This is a genomic window from Ligilactobacillus faecis (assembly GCF_029889745.1).
Lineage (GTDB): Bacteria > Bacillota > Bacilli > Lactobacillales > Lactobacillaceae > Ligilactobacillus > Ligilactobacillus faecis.
The window spans coordinates 872,501-893,310 of record NZ_CP123639.1 but is presented as its reverse complement, the minus strand read 5'-3'; the positions used below and the strand labels follow the sequence as shown (position 1 = coordinate 893,310).

Annotated in this window: 19 protein-coding genes and 2 rRNA genes (1 of these 21 cut by a window edge); 2 read left to right on the top strand and 19 right to left on the bottom strand. The window is 39.2% G+C overall.

Going from position 1 to position 20,810, the window contains the following annotated elements; all coding sequences use genetic code 11:
- Position 1: 1 nt before the first annotated feature.
- Positions 2 to 475 (bottom strand): IS200/IS605 family transposase, encoded by a 474-nt coding sequence (tnpA, locus tag QFX10_RS04360; RefSeq protein WP_280606988.1) that lies wholly within the window; start codon positions 473 to 475, stop codon positions 2 to 4.
- A 74-nt stretch (positions 476 to 549) separates the two neighbouring features.
- Here tnpA and QFX10_RS04355 point away from each other — a divergent pair, with 74 nt between their 5' ends.
- Both QFX10_RS04355 and QFX10_RS04350 read left to right on the top strand, forming a co-directional pair.
- Complete coding sequence (locus QFX10_RS04355; protein WP_280606987.1) at positions 550 to 1,800, top strand: RNA-guided endonuclease InsQ/TnpB family protein; 1,251 nt, start codon at positions 550 to 552, stop codon at positions 1,798 to 1,800.
- 170 nt (positions 1,801 to 1,970) lie between these two features.
- Complete coding sequence (locus QFX10_RS04350; RefSeq protein WP_280606986.1) at positions 1,971 to 2,468, top strand: ATP-binding cassette domain-containing protein; 498 nt, start codon at positions 1,971 to 1,973, stop codon at positions 2,466 to 2,468.
- A 53-nt stretch (positions 2,469 to 2,521) separates the two neighbouring features.
- Here the strand turns inward: QFX10_RS04350 and QFX10_RS04345 are convergent, their stop codons facing one another.
- The 18 genes from QFX10_RS04345 to QFX10_RS04260 form a co-directional block, all read right to left on the bottom strand.
- Positions 2,522 to 3,409, bottom strand: coding sequence for a DNA-3-methyladenine glycosylase family protein (locus QFX10_RS04345; RefSeq protein WP_280606985.1), 888 nt, complete (start codon positions 3,407 to 3,409; stop codon positions 2,522 to 2,524).
- A 25-nt stretch (positions 3,410 to 3,434) separates the two neighbouring features.
- Positions 3,435 to 3,977, bottom strand: coding sequence for an ATP-binding cassette domain-containing protein (locus QFX10_RS04340; RefSeq protein WP_280606984.1), 543 nt, complete (start codon positions 3,975 to 3,977; stop codon positions 3,435 to 3,437).
- A 9-nt stretch (positions 3,978 to 3,986) separates the two neighbouring features.
- Positions 3,987 to 4,688, bottom strand: a complete 702-nt coding sequence (locus QFX10_RS04335) for a hypothetical protein (protein ID WP_280606983.1) — start codon at positions 4,686 to 4,688, stop codon at positions 3,987 to 3,989.
- Positions 4,689 to 4,840: 152 nt separating this feature from the next.
- Positions 4,841 to 7,471 (bottom strand): class III lanthionine synthetase LanKC N-terminal domain-containing protein, encoded by a 2,631-nt coding sequence (locus tag QFX10_RS04330; protein WP_280606982.1) that lies wholly within the window; start codon positions 7,469 to 7,471, stop codon positions 4,841 to 4,843.
- A gap of 61 nt (positions 7,472 to 7,532) precedes the next feature.
- A complete protein-coding gene (locus tag QFX10_RS04325; RefSeq protein WP_280606981.1) occupies positions 7,533 to 7,655 on the bottom strand; it encodes a hypothetical protein in 123 nt (40 codons plus the stop codon).
- 148 nt (positions 7,656 to 7,803) lie between these two features.
- Complete coding sequence (locus QFX10_RS04320) at positions 7,804 to 8,619, bottom strand: endonuclease/exonuclease/phosphatase family protein (RefSeq protein WP_280606980.1); 816 nt, start codon at positions 8,617 to 8,619, stop codon at positions 7,804 to 7,806.
- A gap of 82 nt (positions 8,620 to 8,701) precedes the next feature.
- Positions 8,702 to 10,900 carry a PTS transporter subunit IIBC gene (locus QFX10_RS04315; RefSeq protein ID WP_280606979.1) on the bottom strand — a complete coding sequence of 733 codons (2,199 nt, stop codon included), beginning with the start codon at positions 10,898 to 10,900 and terminating at the stop codon, positions 8,702 to 8,704.
- A 253-nt stretch (positions 10,901 to 11,153) separates the two neighbouring features.
- Positions 11,154 to 12,242 (bottom strand): DUF871 domain-containing protein, encoded by a 1,089-nt coding sequence (locus QFX10_RS04310; RefSeq protein ID WP_280606978.1) that lies wholly within the window; start codon positions 12,240 to 12,242, stop codon positions 11,154 to 11,156.
- 12 nt (positions 12,243 to 12,254) lie between these two features.
- Entirely contained in the window at positions 12,255 to 13,514 is a 1,260-nt protein-coding gene (locus QFX10_RS04305; RefSeq protein WP_280606977.1) for a PTS sugar transporter subunit IIC, read from the bottom strand.
- A gap of 18 nt (positions 13,515 to 13,532) precedes the next feature.
- Positions 13,533 to 14,669, bottom strand: a complete 1,137-nt coding sequence (locus QFX10_RS04300) for a GNAT family N-acetyltransferase (RefSeq protein WP_280606976.1) — start codon at positions 14,667 to 14,669, stop codon at positions 13,533 to 13,535.
- Between the two features lie 11 nt (positions 14,670 to 14,680).
- Positions 14,681 to 14,998, bottom strand: coding sequence for a PTS lactose/cellobiose transporter subunit IIA (locus QFX10_RS04295; protein WP_280606975.1), 318 nt, complete (start codon positions 14,996 to 14,998; stop codon positions 14,681 to 14,683).
- Between the two features lie 9 nt (positions 14,999 to 15,007).
- Entirely contained in the window at positions 15,008 to 15,331 is a 324-nt protein-coding gene (locus tag QFX10_RS04290; protein ID WP_280606974.1) for a PTS sugar transporter subunit IIB, read from the bottom strand.
- A gap of 116 nt (positions 15,332 to 15,447) precedes the next feature.
- Positions 15,448 to 18,126, bottom strand: a complete 2,679-nt coding sequence (locus QFX10_RS04285) for a sigma-54-dependent transcriptional regulator (RefSeq protein ID WP_280606973.1) — start codon at positions 18,124 to 18,126, stop codon at positions 15,448 to 15,450.
- A gap of 219 nt (positions 18,127 to 18,345) precedes the next feature.
- Positions 18,346 to 19,392 carry an LLM class flavin-dependent oxidoreductase gene (locus tag QFX10_RS04280; protein WP_280606972.1) on the bottom strand — a complete coding sequence of 349 codons (1,047 nt, stop codon included), beginning with the start codon at positions 19,390 to 19,392 and terminating at the stop codon, positions 18,346 to 18,348.
- A 93-nt stretch (positions 19,393 to 19,485) separates the two neighbouring features.
- Complete coding sequence (locus QFX10_RS04275) at positions 19,486 to 20,226, bottom strand: CPBP family glutamic-type intramembrane protease (RefSeq protein WP_280606971.1); 741 nt, start codon at positions 20,224 to 20,226, stop codon at positions 19,486 to 19,488.
- 29 nt (positions 20,227 to 20,255) lie between these two features.
- Positions 20,256 to 20,378 carry a RodZ family helix-turn-helix domain-containing protein gene (locus QFX10_RS04270; RefSeq protein WP_280606970.1) on the bottom strand — a complete coding sequence of 41 codons (123 nt, stop codon included), beginning with the start codon at positions 20,376 to 20,378 and terminating at the stop codon, positions 20,256 to 20,258.
- Positions 20,379 to 20,587: 209 nt separating this feature from the next.
- A 5S ribosomal RNA gene (gene rrf, locus QFX10_RS04265) occupies positions 20,588 to 20,704 on the bottom strand.
- Positions 20,705 to 20,774: 70 nt separating this feature from the next.
- A 23S ribosomal RNA gene (locus QFX10_RS04260) occupies positions 20,775 to 20,810 on the bottom strand (it continues 2,887 nt past the right edge of the window).

The following is a 20,810-nucleotide window of genomic DNA, read 5'->3' as shown; positions in this document are numbered from 1 at the left end:
TTTAGTCATGGGATGGATAGGCCCTATCAAGCTCCGTAAGGAGCTTTTTCATCTCATTGTATTTTTGATCGTTTATATATTTCTCAACTACTTCTTTACTCATATTACCTAATGTGCTCATGTAGTAACTAGGCGACCATAAATGACCACCCCAGTATCGGGACTGCCGAATTTCCGGGTGTCGACGTAAGAAAATAAAGGCACTTCTGCCTTTGAGCGCTTTGATGGCGCTAGTCGGTGCCTTGCTAGGCGGAAAGCTAATTAAGACATGAACATGGTCAGGCATAACTTCCATTTTCTCGATTAAGATTTCGTTATCCTCGGCTACTTGCCATAGGATATCCTTCATTTCGTTTGATAACTCATCAGTAGTAAAAGTTTTATGACGATATTTAGTAACCCAAATTAGATGGAAATGGAAGTTATAGATATATCGTCTGGTATATACTGCGTCTTTGATTTTATCTTTACTCATTTTATTTACCCCTATATTTATTATCATTGACATATGATACAATATCATTATATCAATTAAGGAGGTGGAATCAAATGAAGTCAATGGCGAAAATGCAATATCATTATGGCCTGAAAATGCGTTGCTACCCTAGTGACCAACAAAAGCAGTTGATTAAAATTAACAGTGACGCTAGTCGCTTTATCTATAACGAAATGGTTGCGATCGGTAAGGAACTGATGCAACTTCGCAGAGTTAAGTTACCGATTGACACAGTCCAGGAGCGTATTAAGCAACTAACTATGCGTCAAAACGCTAAACAAATGTCTAATCACTATCAATTTTTAGAAGATAAACGAATTGACAGTTTGGCGAAAGCTAATGCCATTCAGAACTACCGAAAAGCTTGGAATGCCTTTCGGAAGGTTCACACTGCTGGTGTTCCTAAATTTCATCGAAAGAGTTATCGCTGGCGTTATCAAACCAATTGTCAATACCCAGGGCAAAAGACTGCGTTGCTAACTAACGGTACAGTATGTTTTCTAGATAATAGCCATATCAAAGTACCTAAAATAGGATTGTTACGTGTTGCCGGTTCCCAAGCACGTCTCTTGAGGAGAATGTGTGAGACTAGAATTGGTACTGTGACATTGACTAAAGATCCAGCGGATCACTTCTTTCTATCAATGCAACTAGCTTCAGATGAACCTTTTGTTAAAGTGTCCAAGGCTAATCACGGACATATTGGAATTGATCTTAATACTGATAATTTCTTAACCGATAATGAAGGTAACACAGTTCCTAATCCACGATATTATCGCACTATTAAAGGTAAATTAGCTAAAGAACAGCGTATTCTATCTAGACGACAACGGCGTGTCAAAAAAGAACATCGTTCTTTACGCGATAGTAAAAATTATCAAAAGCAACGCTTGTTAGTTGCTAAACTCCATGCCAAAGTAATGAACCAAAGACATAATTTTCTCCAACAAATCTCTACTGCACTAATCAAGAACCACGATTTAGTAGTAGCTGAGGAGTTGCGTAGTAAGAATATGCTCAAGAATCATGCTTTAGCGCTTAGTATTTCTGACGTTGGCTGGCGTTCCTTTCTCGGCATGTTGGCTTATAAAGCAGATCTATATGGTCGACAATTTATCACAATCAGCCCAAGAAATACTACACAAACATGTCACAATTGTGGCTTTGTGATGGGTACTAATGGCACGAACAAACTAACGTTAGCTGATCGAAAATGGACGTGTCCGAACTGTGGTATTCATCATATTCGTGATTGGAATGCAGCTAAAAATATTCTGGATAAGGGAATTGCTAAATTATCCTAGCTTATCTGTCCCTATGGCAACCTGGGGACATAAAAGGCGTTGGTAATTAGACGACCGCTACTTGATTGCAACCTTGGTTGGTCAAGCAAGTTGTCCCTATCTACGCAAATTGTGGTCTGAAATCCACGAGGATTTTCGGCTCACAAGCCATTGACTTTAGTCAGTGGTGGTTGACAGTCTTATTAGGTGAGTTGACACCAGATAAAGGTACATATGAGCTCAACTGTCAAACTGTTGATCCTAAAACGACCCATGCCTACTTCGCTCATGTCGCCCAAGAACCTCGGATCTTTGCCGATACTTTACGTTTCAATCTCTGCTTAGGTAAAGATATTTCCCAGGAAAAGTTAGCACAAGTCATCGCTTTGACTGGTCTAGAAGAACTCGTTGCTAAACGCGGGCTCGACGCACAGTTACGACCTGCTGGGGCTGATCTTTCTGGCGGGCAAAAGCAACGGATCGAATTAGCCCGTGCTTTGTTGCAAGAACGTCCATTGTTACTTGTAGACGAAGGAACATCGGCTTTAGATCCACAGTTATCTGAGATGATCCATAAAAATGCGATCGCAACTTTCAATGGAACTGTGATCGAGATCGCACATAAATTGAGTTCTGCCGAACAAGCCCTCTTTGATAAGACACTGGCTTTAGATAAACTTGGAAAATAAAAAAACAAGTCCTTCCAAAAAATGAGGAAGGACTTGTTTTTTCATCTAGAAGGTCAACAAGCATCTTGCCAAATATAAAAGATCACATGTGAAGCATGAGCCCCCCATACTTCTTTTAACTTAGTAAGTTGAGCTTGCTCTGGGCGTTTAGCTGTTTGAAAAAGCTTCTTTAAGCCATTGAGCAATTTGGCATCGGTGGTGAGAAAAACATTAGGGAAACGCAGTGAGCTCATGAGTGCCACGCCAGCAGTCCAAGGTCCGACTCCCTTTAGTGAGAGCAATAATTGCTGTGCCTCAGAAAATTCGAGTCGAGAAATAACTCTCTCATCTAACTTTCCTGTTAAGAACGCTTCCGTAACATTTGCAAGATATTGCGCTCTTGTTTTTGGTAACCCCAGACTTGCTAATTCATCGAGCGTAGCGTTTTGCACAGATCCAGGATGCGGATAAGTCCAATATTCCTTACCCTTATAGCTGATCTTTTGACCATATTTTTGGACAAACCTTGCTTTTATCTGATACGCAACAGGTAAAGAGATCTGTTGTCCAATGATCCCCCAAGTCAATGCCTCATACAACCTTGGAGTTCCGATCAAAGGCAGACCACGATATTTTTCCAAAAGCGGACGTAATAAAGGGTCGTTTTGGAAATAAGCGTAAAAATCAACGAGCGAATATTCTAGATCAAACCAATGGCGGACATATTCCGCTACTAGATCCCACTCTTCAGTAGACATTTTTGACCCTTCAATAAGACGGACCCTAAATTTATTTCCCTTTGCATCATAGTCCATTTTAAACAAGTGGACTTTCCCCGTATCTAAAGCAAATATTAACGTTTGATCAGCCCAAACAGTGTATAAGATCTCCTTGTTATTTTTCTGTAATGCGATAAGGATCTGTTCCCAAGAAAGATCGTTTTTGTTTTTTAAATATATCAAAATCTACACACCTACCACTATTGCTTCATAGCGTGATAATATTAGCCACAGACTTATAAGTATCAATGATGTTTCGATCGTGCTCAACGACGATGACCATTTTATCTTTAGACTGGGCTATGTCTACAAAAATTTCATATAACGATCTGGCATTTTTTTCGTCTATTCCCGTTAATGGTTCGTCCAACAAATAAACATCTCGTTTCAAAAGGAGTATGCCATAATCTAAAACAAGTTGTTGTTGTCCACCTGACAGATTTCCCATCTTGACCCTTAAATTATCCTGGATATTATCTTGGTAAAATTGCGCTAACCACTTTTTATGCTGTTGATCAATAGTCATTTTGTCATATAATGCTAAGGTCTGCGCTACCGTTAGATCTGGAAAAAAATAGTTCTTTTGTAATTTATAAGCAATACTCTTAGAGCTAAAAATACTTGTTTGTCCCCCGAGCCCAGCAAGCTGATCCAAGAGAGTACTTTTCCCACTTCCATTTTTCCCAGTCAAAATATTCAATTTATCTTCTTCAAACAGCGACACTAAATTATCTAAATTACTTATTTGCATATCGATCCCCTACTTATACTGTGGTCTAACATCAAATTTTACAAGACTCATCCAGCCTGTTATTAAATATATGAACGTCACTAGTAAAAAATCGCTCCAACTCCCATGTAAGATCAATATCTGGCGTAAATAATTCAATGGATTCAGCAAAGAAATAAATTCAGATCGTCCTTTGACATCATCTAGCAAAAATAAAGTAAAGATCAAGATAATTTCAATGACTGAAAAAGTACGCTCATTTGTTTTTAAGAGCAACAACAGACTCAATATTCCGATCACAGGCACTGCTAAAAAAGTTCCTAGAAATGTAATTTCGAGTAACTTCAAATACCTCAACGTCGGAAAGATGAATAAAGCTATGCTGTTAAAAAGTAGTAACTCAGTAAAAATCGTACCTAGTTGAACTAATACTAGTGCTATAAATACTTGATATTTAGATCTTGAAATCAACGTATATTCTAAATATATCCCTCTTTCTTTTTGCGCTACCACATTTAGAATAATTGAATTGAAGATCGTCACAAGGATAATATAGCCCCAATAAAGGCTAAGTTGCTCTATAAGAAGAGCTTCATTTAAATTACGTGGCAGTCCTTGTGTATTATTTGCAAGAAAGATCCCGACTGGCAGAATAAGATTAAAAATCAAAACAAATTTATTACTCAGAGCCTCAAGAAAAAAAATCCGACTTAATGCGCATATTTGTTTCATAATTTACCCTCGATATAAAACATGAACAATGTAGTTTATCGACCTACATTTAGGAAAACAAATATTTCTTTTCTTCATTACCTATCACCGTTCATAAAGATCTACTTCATGTTTTACGTTTTCCGATAGATCTTTATTTTTCTCTACTCAAATTACTTATCTTTAAATTTAAATAGTTCTTCAAAATCCAAAATAGGTAACCAATACCCCCAATTAGAACGCCTGATCCCCTCTAAAACTGATAGAGCTCCAGCCGCCCCAGTAGCAATATCTTGCGAACAGCGTAAGCCATACTTGCCAGTAACATGTAATTCATTATTTTTATAAAGAAGATGCAATTTCAAATTTTGCAATAATTTCACCGTATAGTTACTATCAACGTTATATCTATGGTTATAACAGTATTCAAACAATATAATTCCTAATTGTCCCTCATATAGGCCTGCATCAAATGAAAATGTAACTCTTATTATTTTTAGCATATGGTTTAATATATCTTTTAATCTTTGGGATATACTTCTAGAAAAAATTTTTTGTTCATCTATTTTTAGAAGGACTAGTCCTAAACCTATCACACCATTTTTTAGATATGGTACTATTCGATCATACTTCTTCTCTTTATTCAGAATAAAGGCTGATCTCATAGTATCATCAAACTGAATCTGATCAAGTATCATAACCAGTAATTTTTCCAAAAAAATATCTTGTCTATCTGTTGGATGCAATTCATTTCTAAGTAATACCAAGAACAGTAGCGGTCCACTCAATCCCTGAAATAAGCTAACATCAACTTCATCACTCTTAGACATGTTCTTTATTTTATCTATGATAAGTTTTTGAATCTCTAAACAAAGTGTATAATCTTTTGTATCCTTATTAACTCTGTATAGGCCTAATAAGAACAATCCAATTCCAGCTAGACCAGTTTCCAAAGATATATCTTCTTTATACGTCCGCACACTATCAACTGTATATAAGTTCAATAAATTCTCAGCATAATCACAATATCCCATTTCAAGCAACGCTGTTACAACTCCGGCTACTCCATCTAATAATCCCAAACGAGTATCTCTAATTGTATAAAGATTCTCAATTATCACTTCAATCTTGCTGTTCAATGCCCCTTTATTTAACTTACTTACCCTATTTATTACTAACAATGCCCCAAAAAGTCCGTTGGATACATTATACCTATCCCATTCGTTATGTAATTGAGGAATATCTCCATTAATATCTAAAGTATTATTCCTGAGCATAGTGTTATTTAATCCCAATTCTAAACTAGAGATATACTTTCCTATATCTTGAAAATCTATTTTTTCTTGCACAACTGATAAACCTTCAACTTGATATGGTAATTTATAATCAGAATGAATCTTCTTTAGCTGTACATTATCCAAAATCTGTAAAATATCCTTTACATTTCTGCCAAATTTTTCTTCAATAATTTCATTTTGAACTGTAACTATATCTTTTACAAAATCTTGAACAAAATTTATAGGTAATAACATATACCTTATAATTCTAATATAACTAAACCAATCAGCTTCAACTATACTAGAGATATTTTTTGCAAAAAAGCCTGGTGTAACCAATGTATGTTCATACTTTGTAGATATCAATTGAGAATTTTCTAAATCAATAATTTTTATAACAATATCTTCGTCTTCTTTAGAAATCATAATATTATTAATGCTCAAATCCCCAATACCTATACCATTACTATGAATATCTTCTAATGTAGAGAACAATTTTTTAGCGACAATCTCCACTAAATATAAGTAATCACTAGCATCATCTTCAATTAGCAGTGGGTAATTGGATGCCACAAATTTTCTCAAAGTTTCTCCAGCAAAATACTCCTCTATAAAGTAGCTATTTCTCCAAGATTCAAAGTAACTATATACATCAATTACATTAGGTACTTTTTTCAATAACAATAGATTTCTATACTCATTTTTATTTCTTTTAAATCCATCTTTTCCCAATCCATCTAACCCTGATTTAAATCTACCCTCTTTTAAAATATATGATTTTTTACGATCTTCAAATTTATATACACCACCAGAATTACTAAAATGTATAACTTCATTTATATTAAGATTTTTTATTTTTTCAAATTCTTTCGAATCAGGAAATGTATTAAATTTTTTAACATAGTTAGGTTCAGATATAAAACTTGGTACTGAATAATATGGGGTTCGCTTATCTTCTATATAATTTCCCTCATCATCTTCAATTACAAGTACATTTTTACCATTGATGATTTGTTCATTCCTAATAAACCCACCATACCTAAAAAATACATTACTCTCTTGCCAACAACAATCATTTAAAATATAGGTACCTTTTTTATATGAATCTGTTATACTTTTTAATTCATTTAAAAGAATGCAAAAGCTTTCTTCATTCTGAGGATAAACCGTGATAAATTTTCCCACAGCAGATTTATCTCCCTGCTTGCTATTTTTCCGCCATAACTCTTGTTTAGAGGTTACAAATTTAAAAGATATCTCTTTTTTTATTAAAAATTCAGATATTTCCTCTAGCATCTTTTGTGCATCATCTATATCTGCTGTGATATGAATCTTCCATCCTTGTTTTATTGAAAAATTTTTCTTATTTATAACATTATGCCAATACTTGTCGACATATACTACCCAATCCTTTCCTAGTGGCTGTCTTATTTCAAATAGGTCTAGATTATCTAGACGAACATTGTCATCTTTTCTATAGAAAAAATTATTTTCTGCTACATAATTGGTATAATCAAATAACTCCATATTTTCTAATCGATATCTAGTTAATAAAAAAGGCCAGTAATTAATTACCAGCCCAACTTTATCAACAAAAAATGCTGATCGAACTATGTGAAAGACTAGATGATGATGATCCTGAACCGTTTGGAACACGAGCATCACGTACATTCTCAAATCCTAGAGTCTGTAATTCCAAAATAGCATTCATGATATCTCCCTCCTCCTTTAATTTTGATTAGTATATCATCACACAAAACAAATTTAATCAACATCATTTTTTAATATATAAATATCATTCAACCAAAAAGACGACTTCATCCAAAACTGAAGTCATCTTGTCTAGTAATAGTTTTTTATCATTTTGTCACGCATGCCACGCCAAAGTGGTCGCTGATCTTAGCTTCATTTTGGCCGTCAAAGATGATTTGACTTTCTAAAACGTCAAAGCTTTTTGATAAGAAGATAAAGTCGATCTTTAATTCAGACTGATTTTCTTCCCAGCCATCGATCCCTTTTTCGATCGTTGCTTGTCCTAGGACGGTTTTAGCTACTTCGTGACTATCAACTAAACCTAAAGGACTGACTAAAACCCGTTCATGTCCTTTCGAAGCGACGGGATTATTGAAATCTCCCATGATCACATAAGGCGCGTCAAGTTCGCCGAGCCTTTCTTCAAGTCTTTCCCACTCAGCTAAAAAACCATTCTCCCACCAAGAAAAATGTCCACTGACGGCAGTCACAGACTGACCAGCGATCCTTGTTTGACCGATCAAGGCATAGCGTGTATGGTAGTCGTGCTCGTCATCAACATTCGACGTCAAAACTTTTTGCACTTTCGTAAATGGTTCTTTCGATAAAAGTGCTACGCCTTCATGATATTTATCATAGCCGATATGGTTATAGACCCACGTAAAGTAATATGTCACACCTTTAGTCTTTAAATACTCAACTAATTTCAAAGCATAATTGTCAGCATGTAACGCATGCTTGTTAGCAACTGCTACATACGTTTTGGAGCACTTTGCTTCTTTTTCTGTGATCAGTTGATTGACTTCTTGCAAGGCGATCACATCATAACCTTCAGTAATGATCTTATCGCCTAAGATTTTTAAGCGTGTCAAAGCATCTTCATCTAACCAACTATGGGTATTCAACGTTAAAAATTTTGCCATTTCTCTTGAACCTTTCTTCTTTGCCACTATTTTATCACATAAAAACGACGCATAATGAGCGTTCACTATGCGTCGTTTGATTTTAAAGTTCGACTGAACCGATCACAGTCTTAGCCTTTTGTAGTCCAAGTTTATCGATCGATACTTCTTTGATATCTTGAACGTTAGTAAAGGCCACAACGATCGTGTCATCTTTACCAGCTTGTTTGATCTTATCTAGATCAGCTAAGGCAAGTAAGTCACCTAACTTGACTTGGTCGCCTTCTTTGACTTTGACGTCAAATGGTTCCCCATTCAAGCCAACTGTATCTAAGCCCATGTGAACTAAAACTTCTAAACCTGCGTCTGTCAAAAGACCGATCGCATGTTTTGTTGGGAAGACGCTTGTCACTTTACCAGAAACTGGGGCGTAAACATTTTGGTCTGTTGGTTTGACACCAAAACCATCACCCATCATTTTTTGTGAGAAGACTGGATCATTGACATCTTCGATCTTGACAACTTCCCCGTTAGCAACTGTGGCAACATCTTCTTTGACCCCTTTATATTGGATCGTCTTTTCTTCTGTAACTGTACCGCTCACAACGTCAACTTTAGGGATCTCAACGCCCGAGTCGAGTAAGTCTTGCACATCAGATTTCAAAACATCAGCTTTTGGTCCGTAAACGGCTTGGACACCTTCGCCTTTTACGATCAAGCCCATCGCACCTACTTGTTTCCAAGCTTCTTCAGAACCAACTTTACTGCTATCCCGCACTGTAACACGTAAACGTGTCATGCAGGCATCAACATCAGAGATATTTTCACGACCACCAAGCAAGTTAATGATTTTAACGACTTGTGAATTAGGATCTGCTTTACCGTCAGCAGTTGTTGTGCCACTAGCACCACTGTCGCCACCATTATCGACGCCATCATAGTTACCGTTACGCCCTGGTGTAGCTAAGTTGAAGCGTTTGATCATAAAGTTAGCTACAAAGTACATGACTACAGCAAAGAGCAAGGATACCCAAATGAAGTTGAAGATATCTTGACCTAAGCCAGCTTTGAAAGCCATAGGTGAGCGGGTCAATAATTCGATGTTACCAAATGAGTGAACACGTAAGTTGATCAGATCGGCCGAAGCGAAAGCAAGACCTTGCATGATCGCATATACGATGTAAAGTGGTACTGCAACGAACATAAACATGTATTCAAGTGGTTCTGTAACACCTGTCAAGAATACGGCTAAAGCAGCGGAGATAAACATTGAACTGTATTGTTTCTTCTTGTCTGGATCAACATTGCGGTACATTGCAAGAGTCAAGCCCATCAAGATACCTGTTGAACCGATCATTTGCCCAACTTTGAAACGAGCTGGTGTCCAGTGTGTCAAGACGTAGTTGTATTTAGCCATGTCACCGGCACCTTTTAAGTTAACTAAGTCAGTTGTCCAAGCCAACCACAATGGATCTTGCCCAAAGACGTGGTGTCCTGCTTGTGCACCTGTTAAGATCTCGTATGTTCCACCAAGAGAAGTGTAGTTGATCGGGATCGTCAACATATGGTGCAAACCAAATGGAAGTAAGAGACGTTCTAACGTACCGTAAAGGAATGGAGCTAAGAAACGAGCTGTTTCTTGTGAGTTAGCGATCCACATCCCAAAGCTGTTGATACCGTATTGTACAACTGGCCAAATAATTGCTAAAACTAACGCAACGACTGTTGAACGCCAGATAACAACGAACGGAACGAAGCGCTTACCATTAAAGAATGATAAAGCATCTGGTAATTTCCGGTAGTTGTAGTATTTGTTGTAAGCTGTTGCCCCAACAAAACCAGCGATGATACCGACAAAGACACCCATGTTAAGCGCTGGTGCACCTAAAACGTTTACGAAATAGTCACTGACTAAGATCTTGCTACCAAAGATCGTGTGGACGTAAGCTTTGCTGCTAGTAAGCATTTCAGCTGTGACCCCAAAGACTGTCCCAGTAACGATGTTGATCAAAATAAATGCTAAACCGGCTGCAAATGCACCACCAGCACGTTCCTTTGCCCAACTACCACCGATCGCTAAAGCGAACAGTAAGTTTAAGTTATTGATAACGCCCCAACCGAGCTGTTCGATAACGCCCCCGGTCGTTACTAGTGCTGTCATATTTGGATCGATCATCGCTAACGTCTTACCGATACTGATCATCAAACCAGCAGCCGGCATAACAGCGATCACGACCATCAAACATTTTCCGAATTTTTGCCAAAATTCAAAACTGAAAAATTTCTTGAACTGCGCTTTCAACTATCTCAACTCCTTAATAAATTTCCCTTGAATGATTTCTTTTTATGCAACCGGTTTACGCAACCGGTTTCATTACAATTTTTATTATACATAGGGTCATTAAAAATGTAAACCTTTTCGCTCATTTTTTTAACATTATTTTTTTAAAGATACTTTTATTACCTTTTGCACCCATTTCTTCCACACGCTCTGCTACTCATACAAAAAGAAGCACTAAGCCCTAGTGCTTCTTTTTAAGGTGCAAACTGCCCTTTTATTTAGCTACAAATTCAAACTTCGTCCACGGTTTGATATAGTCTAGCAAAAAGTGTTCGTTAGCAGGAAGTTGGCCGACTCGGTTTTTTCGCGGATCGCGGTGCGGTTTTAAGACGATCTGGAGCTCGTTTTTATATTTACCAAAAGCATCGTTTCCGATCACAACATCACCAACTTGAAACTCTTGCTGTTCATCGTGGGCTGGATTAGGTTTGTCAGCGTATTTGACCCGAACTTGCGTTGAGCGCACGACATTTTCTGTAATATCACCCCGGCGAAAATGTTTAGGATAAAGGACGATCTTTCGCTCAAGCTCAGTAGCATTTGCGTTGAACTCGATCCCTAAACTCAACTTATAGCGGTCGACTTTAGCAACTGCCGCTAACTCTTCGGGCGAAGCGTACGCATTTCCGATGATCACGACATCAATCAAATTCGTCGCAAAGAGGTGTCTTGCCTGTAATTCAAGTGGTAACTTACGGTGCATCTCAAGCGTCGGCAAGCCATCGTTGACATCCCACGGTCCGCCTGTGGCCGTTTGGCTAGTGATAAAAGCTGCTGTTTTGAGTCCATATTTTTTAAAGCGCTGGCTACATCTGACAAAGAAAGCATACGGCAAGCCTGTACCGGCTTGGGGATAAAAGTTATGACACCCGTAGATGAAAGGCTGATTAGCTTGGTACGATAAGATATTATCTAAATACATCACATCATTGCTCATGTTGAGCTCAAGTGCTAATTTTTCTGGATTGTAACTCAAAAGTGCCTCTTTACTGCCGTCAAAGCCTTCGTCAAGGCGGATCCCAGCGGCCCCTAATTCTTTAAAAAAGCTCAGATCATCATATGAGATCTCAAGCTCATCAAAGATCGCCGGCGCAATATCTAAAATCGTCTCGAATCCTAGTTCATTAGCATGTTCGATGATACTTTTGAATTTTTCTTTGACTTTTTGTTTACCTTCTTTGACTTCTAACATACTCATAAAAAGGCGGGTATAGCCAAGTTTGGCCGCTTGTTCTAAATAAACTCGATCTTTTTTAGGATCACTATGGTCAGGATAAAGTGAGATCCCTAATTCACGTTTCATCTTCTCACCCCACTATGCAGCTTTTTCTTTTTTCAATTCTTGCCGTGTTGCTAAGGAAACAAACGGAATGTACATCAAGATCGAGATCCCTAAGTTGACCGCTGCTAATAAAGCCCCGGCAAAACTTTGTGTGGCTAAAAAGCCGCCAATGATCGGTGGTGTGACCCACGGTGGCATAACTGTTGCCGGTGGGACAAGTCCGAATTTCGTTGCAAAATAAGCCGTCGTAACACAGACCATCGGAGTCAAGATAAATGGAATAAACATCAGTGGGTTCAAGACCATTGGCAAGCCAAACATCAAAGGTTCGTTGATGTTAAAGAGTCCTGGCGCAGCCGCTAAGTTATTTACGACCATGTACGGCTTATTACGACGCCCTACGATATAGATCGCAATGACTAACCCAAGAGTCGCCCCGGTCCCACCTAAGTTGACAAAGGAATCGATGAACGGTTTGTTAACGATATATGGGATCGCTTTGCCAGCTGCTAGTGCATTGGCGTTAGCTTCGATCGCTGGCGCATTGATCGCTTGCATGAACGGATCGATCATATTAGCTCCGTGTAGTCCAAAGAACCATAAGAATGGAGTGATAAAGGCGATCAAGAGGGCTGACCCGTATGAATTAGCTAAGCCCATAAACGGTTCTTGCACAGCGCCGTAGAAGGCGGCAAACATATCTTTGACCCCAAAAGCCGTAAAGATCGCAGCCACGACCCCAAAGAGCGAGATCACGATCATTGCTGGGAAAAGCGAGGCAAATGAGCGCGCAACTGCTGGCGGAACACCATCGGGCATTTTGATAACTAATTTTGGATTACCTACTAAACGGGTAAAGAGTTCAGCCACAACGATCGCTACGATCAAAGCCACAAAGAGACCAGATGAGTTCATCCCACTTGTCGCTGCTCCTAAAGTAAAGAAGGAAGCAACAGAAACGATCCCAGTTCCAAGTGGATCTTTACCGTAATGTTTTCCTAGGTTATATGCGACTAAAAAGGCGATAAAAACAGATAAGACACCAAAGGTTCCGTTCCAAACAGCTGCTCCGAAACCTTTCCAAGACTCACCGCCAAAGATCATGTCCATAAATTTCCCAAAGGCTGGGATCGAAAGCGACAAGTTATTGATCATTACGGCTAAAGCCCCTAAGATCATCAATGGCATCGTGACCATGAAAGCATCACGGATAGCGATCAGATGTCGTTGGTTCCCGATCTTGGATGCGATCGGAATGAAATGTTTTTCCATAAAATTTACAAATTTATCCATCGTGTTTTCCTCCTTATATTAGAAATAATCATAAAAACTCTGTTGCCCTTTACGTAACTGCAAGTCTTTTTTGTGGGGCTCAAGCTTGAGCTTTTCTAAAAGACTAGCTTGGTCAAGCGTCAGATCGCTACACAACAATTCACTTAAGGCTGTGATCGAGCCTGCAAGATCTGGGCGCTTTTTACTTGGCTGACACGTTCCACCCTTTACTTTCCAACGTCCGACATTTTGTGGACAAAAATCATCGTTTGTCACTTCAACGACGACTTCTTTAGGAAAGAACAACGGGAGAACTTGTTTTACATCGATGATCCGACTCATCATATATGGTTTTTGCGTGATCTCTAATAGACGTTGTTCGGGAAAATACCTTTCAAGCTGTTCATGCAACGGAGCATTATAAATGATCTCTTGAAATGAAGCTAGATGCGCTTTTAAATATGTCAATGATTTCCGTAAAGCAAAGGCATTTTCATAAACTAACTCGTCAACGTATAGCTGGGGCCCTTTTACGCGATAGCTCAGATAACCACACGCTTGCCCCGCTTGGTCAAAGATCACTGCATAAAAGCGACCGCCATAATACTTATCAAGACGCTCCCACCACCATGAACTACGGACAAGTGTCCCAACTTGTTTATTTTTGAGTTGCTTAGCATATAACGCTTTGATAAGCGGCGCTAAAGTTTGCCAGTCACCGCGTTTGATCGTTCCTTTTTGTTCGTTTTTAAAGCCTAAAAAAGCTTGCTCTTTGATCCGATAGCATTTTTGCAAACTTGTAACGGCATAACCAAACTGGCGGTAAAAACTTTCTGAGAACGGCGCTAGTTGCGAAAGTGCGACTTGTTTTGCAAAAAGATCTTGCAGAATCTCTTGCATCAAGCGTTTGATCGCCCCATTTCCACGATGTTCGGGATAACTCGCAACATACCCGATCCCAGCTGAGCTGACGACCTTTTCAAAGAGTTGTACTTTAAAACGATCGACTAAAATAAAACTCGTCACTTCTTGCTCATTTGTCTCACCGTACAAGTCTGCATGCTTATAACGTGATAAAAAAATTTCATCTTGGTCTAGCGCTTGTTGCTTGTTGAACGCATATCCAACTAACTGTGCGACTGCTTTTGTCGTTTGGGCATCATGTGTCAGTTTCATTAGCTCACTTCCTAAGCTGCCATTCTTTGATAGAGTTCGACCATTTCTTTAGCTAAATCATTAAAAGTAATACTTGTCATCAAGTGATCTTGACTGTGAACGACTAACAACGTCAATTCCAACGCTTCACCTTGGGCTTCAGCCGTCAAAAGCTCGGTTTGCGCATGATGGGCTTCTAATAAAGCTTGATCGGCTGCTTGTAATTTTTCTTTCGCTAAGGAAAAATCACCTTTTTTAGCCGCTTGGATCGCTTCCATCGCATCACTTTTAGCGTTCCCAGCATTGATGATCAAGCCCATCACTTTTTCTAATTGTCCTTGTTCCATCATTTTAGCCCCCTACTTTGTTTGGGCGATCAACGTCAAAGCATTATCTAATACTGCTTCGCCATTCATCATGCCGTAATCTTTCATGTCGATCACATCGACTGGGATCTGACCGGCTAATTTTCCTTCAAACTGTGGCTTCATATAACGAACTTGTGGTCCTAGCAATAAAACATCGACTGGATGCTCTGCATCTTGCAAACGACTCTCAGCTTCAGTGGCCGAGACTGCAAAAATATCAGTCTCCAATCCGCGAGCTTGCGCAACTTCCTCCATTTTCGTCACTAATAAACTCGTGCTCATTCCAGCTGAGCAAACTAACATGATCCTTTCCATTTTGAACACCCTTTCATTTTTCTTTTCACTTTACTTATAGCAAGATCCGTGCCAACTTTTTTGCTAAAAAACCGCGAAATATCAAGGTTTTTATTTTACACACAAAAAAGCTAGGATCACACACTGTGTAATTCTAGCTTGATTTGATTATTGCAGATGATCTTTGCGACATATGCTAGATCATCAAAACTAAATGTGACGCCAAATTCTTCTTCTAACGGCGCCAAATAATTTTTGAGTTGGGTAAAGAGCAGGCTATTTTGTGCTTTAAAATGTTGCAAATTAGGAAAGAGCGGAGGCAACTGCTTTTTAGTCAGCTTATCGATCAAAAAACCTAAGTGTACACTAAGGGCTTGCCAGACTGAATTTTCCAAGAGCACCTCTTGCTCGTTTCGAAACGTTTGTAAACAAGTATCGATCTGGGCAAAGAGTTGCGTGACATCTAATGAACTAGCAAATTCTTTCGCTAAGGCGTGGCTGACTTCAGCACTCGTCGTCAACGGACCTAAAAGCTCTTGGAAAGCTAAAACTTTTTTTCGTTGAAAGAGATCAAAGGCCGGAACAAAGGGGATCTTTTGGTAATTTAATTCAACCGTGCCCACGATCGCCACGAGCTCTTTTTCTAAGCTCAGCTGTTCGAGCTGCTTTAAAAATTTCGCCTTTTCAAGTGACTGCATCTGCACGATCTCGATCTCAGCTGGATCGACTAAACGACTTACAAGTTGATAAAGATAAGCCGAAACACCTTCCCCAGTAAAGCAAGCTACGACGAGGGCTTTAGCTTTAGGCTTTTCTTTTGGTTCATCATTTAAACATTGTTTTTCAAAGATCAACGACACACTTTGATAGATCTCGGCTAAAGTCCGACCTAGTGTGGCTAAGCGTAAGCTCTCTAAGACGAGCATCGTACTTGCAAGTGAGATCACCCGCGTCTTGATCCCAAACTCATGCGTCAAAAGTTTGCCAAAATTATTCGGGGAACCCATATCGGTCAAGATGATCACGCCTTGTCCTAAACTGGCTTGATGTTTAGCGATATAAGTGCGAACTTGTTGATACATCGCCTCAGTCGAAAGTGAAAGGGGCATGTCAAACGCTTGCCCCCACTTTGTCTGCAAGAGATCTTGAGCTGTCTTTAACATGCTTGTTGCTGTTTGCTCTCCGTGCATCACGACAAGCACTTCGACTTGTTCGTTTGCTAAGCTGGCATTTTCACTTGTCTCGTCCATCGTCAAAAACATCGTGATAAAGCCGATCTCATCTAATGGTAAAACGATATTATACGCTTGTTCGAGTTGGGCTGAAAATTCTAGCGCTAACTGAAATTCTTTTGTATTTTGGCGACGAATATCATTGAGATCTGGATGGGCAACGAACCGATCATTTTTGATGCGTTCGATCGTCGCATTGAGATGTAACGCAAAAGCAAAGCGGACTTTTTCGTCATAGTGGCGACCTAGACGTTCTTTTGCTTTAGCATACATCTGCTCAACTAAATGCCAAAGTTTATCTGAGATGATCTCGCGGTACGTATTTGTATGCGACAGTTTTTCCACATAAGTCGAAAAATAACGGTCGACATCGGCGGCGATCAATTTTTCAAGGTCGATCGTGGAGAGCTCTAAATTCCCAAGTTCATCTAATTTAGTCGTGATCGAATCATAAACCTCCATGTCGTTATTTGGATCTTTACGCCAGATCACGTTATCTTCGCCGGGATCTAAAACAAGGCAAAGCTCATTTTTATCTAAAAAGTGCGGTAATTTAGCCTGCAACGTTTGGCTACGCAGCAGACCTTTTTGCACGACTAACGGCAGATCTTCTTCGGTGATCGCGATCTTAGTGGCGGTTTTAGCTGTTTGATAATGCAAAAAGGCCTTCGCACAAACTAATTTGAGGTCGCGCTTTAACTGACCGATATTTCCTTCAGGCTGATAGGCTAGAAAAGCTAAGAGGCTTCGGCGATCAAGGCTAATAGTACTTTCTAAGCGATTTGCTTCTTGTTGTAAAAATTCTTCAATGATCGCTAAGCGCTCATCTAAAGAGCGCTCGCTCAAAGCAGGCAACTCGATCTGCATCGGGATCCGCCGGTTGAACGTCGTCAAAAAAGTCTGACTCGTTTCCGTCGTAGCACCAATGATCAAAACTTTGGCTTGTTCTTCTTGCTCAGCTCCTAACGGCCGAAACGTTCCTTTATCAATGAAAGTAAAGAGCATCTCTTGACCTTCTGGCGGCAAGCGATGGATCTCGTCTAAAAATAAGATCCCCCCATCGGCTTGTTCTAACAGACCTTTGCGCGAAGTTTCTGCCCCAGTAAAGGCGCCTTTTTTGACCCCAAAAATATGTCCATATAATAACTGAGGATTTTGCGCATAGTCAGCACAGTTGAAGGTGATAAACGGCGCATCACTGGCTAAAGTTTTTGAAGTAAGCGCAAAACGATACATGCATTCAGCAAACATCGTTTTCCCTGTTCCAGTTTTGCCAAAGATCAAAGTGTGTAACCCTAAAGGCGGATATAAGATCGCTGCTTTAGCTTTTTGGATCTGATTTTTTAAAGAACCGTCTTTGCCGATCAAATTTTCAAACGTGATATATTTTTCAGTCAAAAAGCTCACTGCTTTGAACTTGACTGGACGCCCAGCGAGTTTTTTAACTTTTTCTTCTTTGACTAACTCATTTAAATGACGACTGACATTGGTGCGATCCATCTTGAGTTTTTGCGCCATCTCTTTCGCAGTGAGCGCCTGTTTAGCCTGCTGTAACTCGCGTAAGATCGTATCTTTTTTCCGCACTTTTACATCCTACTATAACGATGTTCACGAGAAAGTTTTATAGCTTTTCCTTTCTTCCTTGATTTTGAATACTAGCCTCGTCTCAGACACATCGCTTGTAACTTTCTCTTTGAGACTTGCCAATTCAGTTTAAATATTTAATATTTTAATTGTAAACCTTTTCTTTTACACGAGCTACTAATAAGACCCAGGCCCTAACAGTACCTGGGTCTGACTGAATTATTTTTTAGCAAAATGTGCACGGACTTTAGGGGCAACTTCTTTGCCAAAGAGTTCGATCGCTTTTAGCGTTTCTTCATGCGGCATCGAACCAACTGGTAGATGGAGCATAAAGCGATCTAGCCCGAGCGTTTCGATCACTTTGATCAACTTTGTAGCAACTGTTTCTGGATCACCGACAAACATCGCTCCATTTTCACCGATCATCGTTTGATAAGCGTTAAAAGTCAATGGTTCCCAGTGGGGGCGTTCTTGACTGATCGTGTCGATCAAAACTTTAGTCGGGTAAAAATAATCACGTTCAGCTTTAGTCTGATCTTCAGCCAGCCAGCCCCAAGAATGCGCTGAAACTTTTTGTTTGGCTTTGTCATGACCTAACTTATCCCAAACTTCGCGGTATAATTTGATCAACGGTGCAAAGTTTTTAGGGTCACCGCCAATGATCGCATAAACGATCGGCAAGCCCCATTCAGCAACTTTGATCGTTGATTCGATATTTCCACCAGTCGCAACTTCGAGTGGCAATTTAGGTTGCACTGCTCGGGGGTAAACTGGTAAATTATCTACATTTTGGGTATATTTTCCTTGCCAATTTAGCTTCGTTTGTTCGTTGATTTTTAGCAACATTTCCATTTTCTCATCAAAAAGTGCGTCGTAGTCTTTTAGATCATAACCAAAAAGTGGAAAAGATTCCGTAAACGAACCACGACCAGTCATGATCTCGGCGCGGCCATTTGAGAGCGCATCGATCGTCGCATACTGTTGATAAACTCGGATCGGATCAAGGGAAGATAAGATCGTCACTGCACTTGAAAGGCGAATATTTTTTGTCTTGGCGGCCCCAGCTGCTAAAACGATCTCTGGTGCTGAAACGGCAAAGTCTTCGCGGTGGTGTTCTCCGATCGCATACACATCAAGTCCAACTTTGTCTGCTAATTCGATCTCTTCAACTAAGTTTTGAAGACGCTCAGCATGTGAGATCGGGCGACCTGTTTTTCGAAGTGGTGTCGTTTCGCCAAAAGTTGAGATTCCAAGTTCGATTTTCATATTACGTTACCTCTCTTATATTTTACTTACTTTTTATAAGTAAAATATAACATGCTTTTTTATAAATTGCAACTAGGGCAAAAAAAAAGACCCTCATCTCGAAACTGCAGTATTTTTTTGATCAAGTCTTCGTAGATAAAATAAACTAAACAATGCCAGCGGTAAGTAAAGTAATGCGAGTAAAAGCCAATTGAGTAGACTCTGATCAACGATCAATCCAAGTGAACCCCAGCTCAAAATAAAATGAATGACTATTGGGACCCATAAACTATTCGTTCTAATTCTAAACACACCCAAAATGATACCAATTAGTATCAAACAAATGGCTTGTTGAAAAATGATCTGGGGGGCGACAAAAATAATGTTAAGTAAATAGATTCCACTGTAAAGTAAGGTTGAAAAGGTCGTAGCTTTCGTCAAAACGTATGCTGAATCTCGATAATCAAAAAACTTTATAAAACCACTCAAAAAAAGGCCACGACCTATGGATTCTTCAAAAATACTCGATGCCAAACTCATTAAAGCACTAATAAGAGCATATTTCGTTTGCGAAACGGCTATGATATTTAAAATGATAAAAATACTTAAGAATCCCCAAAGTGTAATATAGCAGATAAATACCCTTTTATTGAATTTTTCGACTGAATTATCTAAGTATCTCTCATTTCTATCAGCTTTTATTGCTACAATCAAAGCAAAAAGTGCCATTATTAAAGTGAACCCTGTCTTGAAATATAAAGTTTCATCATAAAAAAACATGCTGAAAAAGAAATAGCCTACGAAAAAAACAAGCCCCCAATAAATTCTCCTACTTGCTGTCCATTCATTTTCCATAAGTTCCCCTCATTTCTTTTATGTAAAAATCACGATACTACATTAGTACTAAGCTGACGAACTGTCAATTCATTTTCTAATTTGCAAAATTGTTCTCTTGAAAGCCCCATTTTCTCGCGTTCTGCACGTATTCTTTCCCCAAGTGACATCATAATATCAATTCCTTCTTTCTCAAAAGGCCCTTACCTTAACGCGAGTATAGCACAACGAAATTATTGCGTGTTACTATTTCAACGAAAAATAGCTCTAGCATAGAAATAAACTACTACACTAGAGCTGTTATTAAGTTGCAAAAACTACTTTATATCTTTAAAAATTAATACAAAAAAAGCCGCTAGTCAATCGACTAACGACTTTGGTCGCGTGGCAACTTCCTACCCTCGCAAGGGGCGATCCCCTAACTACTCTCGGCGTGACAAAGCTTAACTTCTGTGTTCGGAATGGGAACAGGTGTAGCCTTTGTGCTATCGCCACCACACTTATTTTTGAGAACCTTGTTCTCTCAAAACTAGACAATATCTTCTCTTCTCGAAAACTGCGTTTTTGACTTGGTTAAGTCCTCGACCGATTAGTAATGGTCCGCT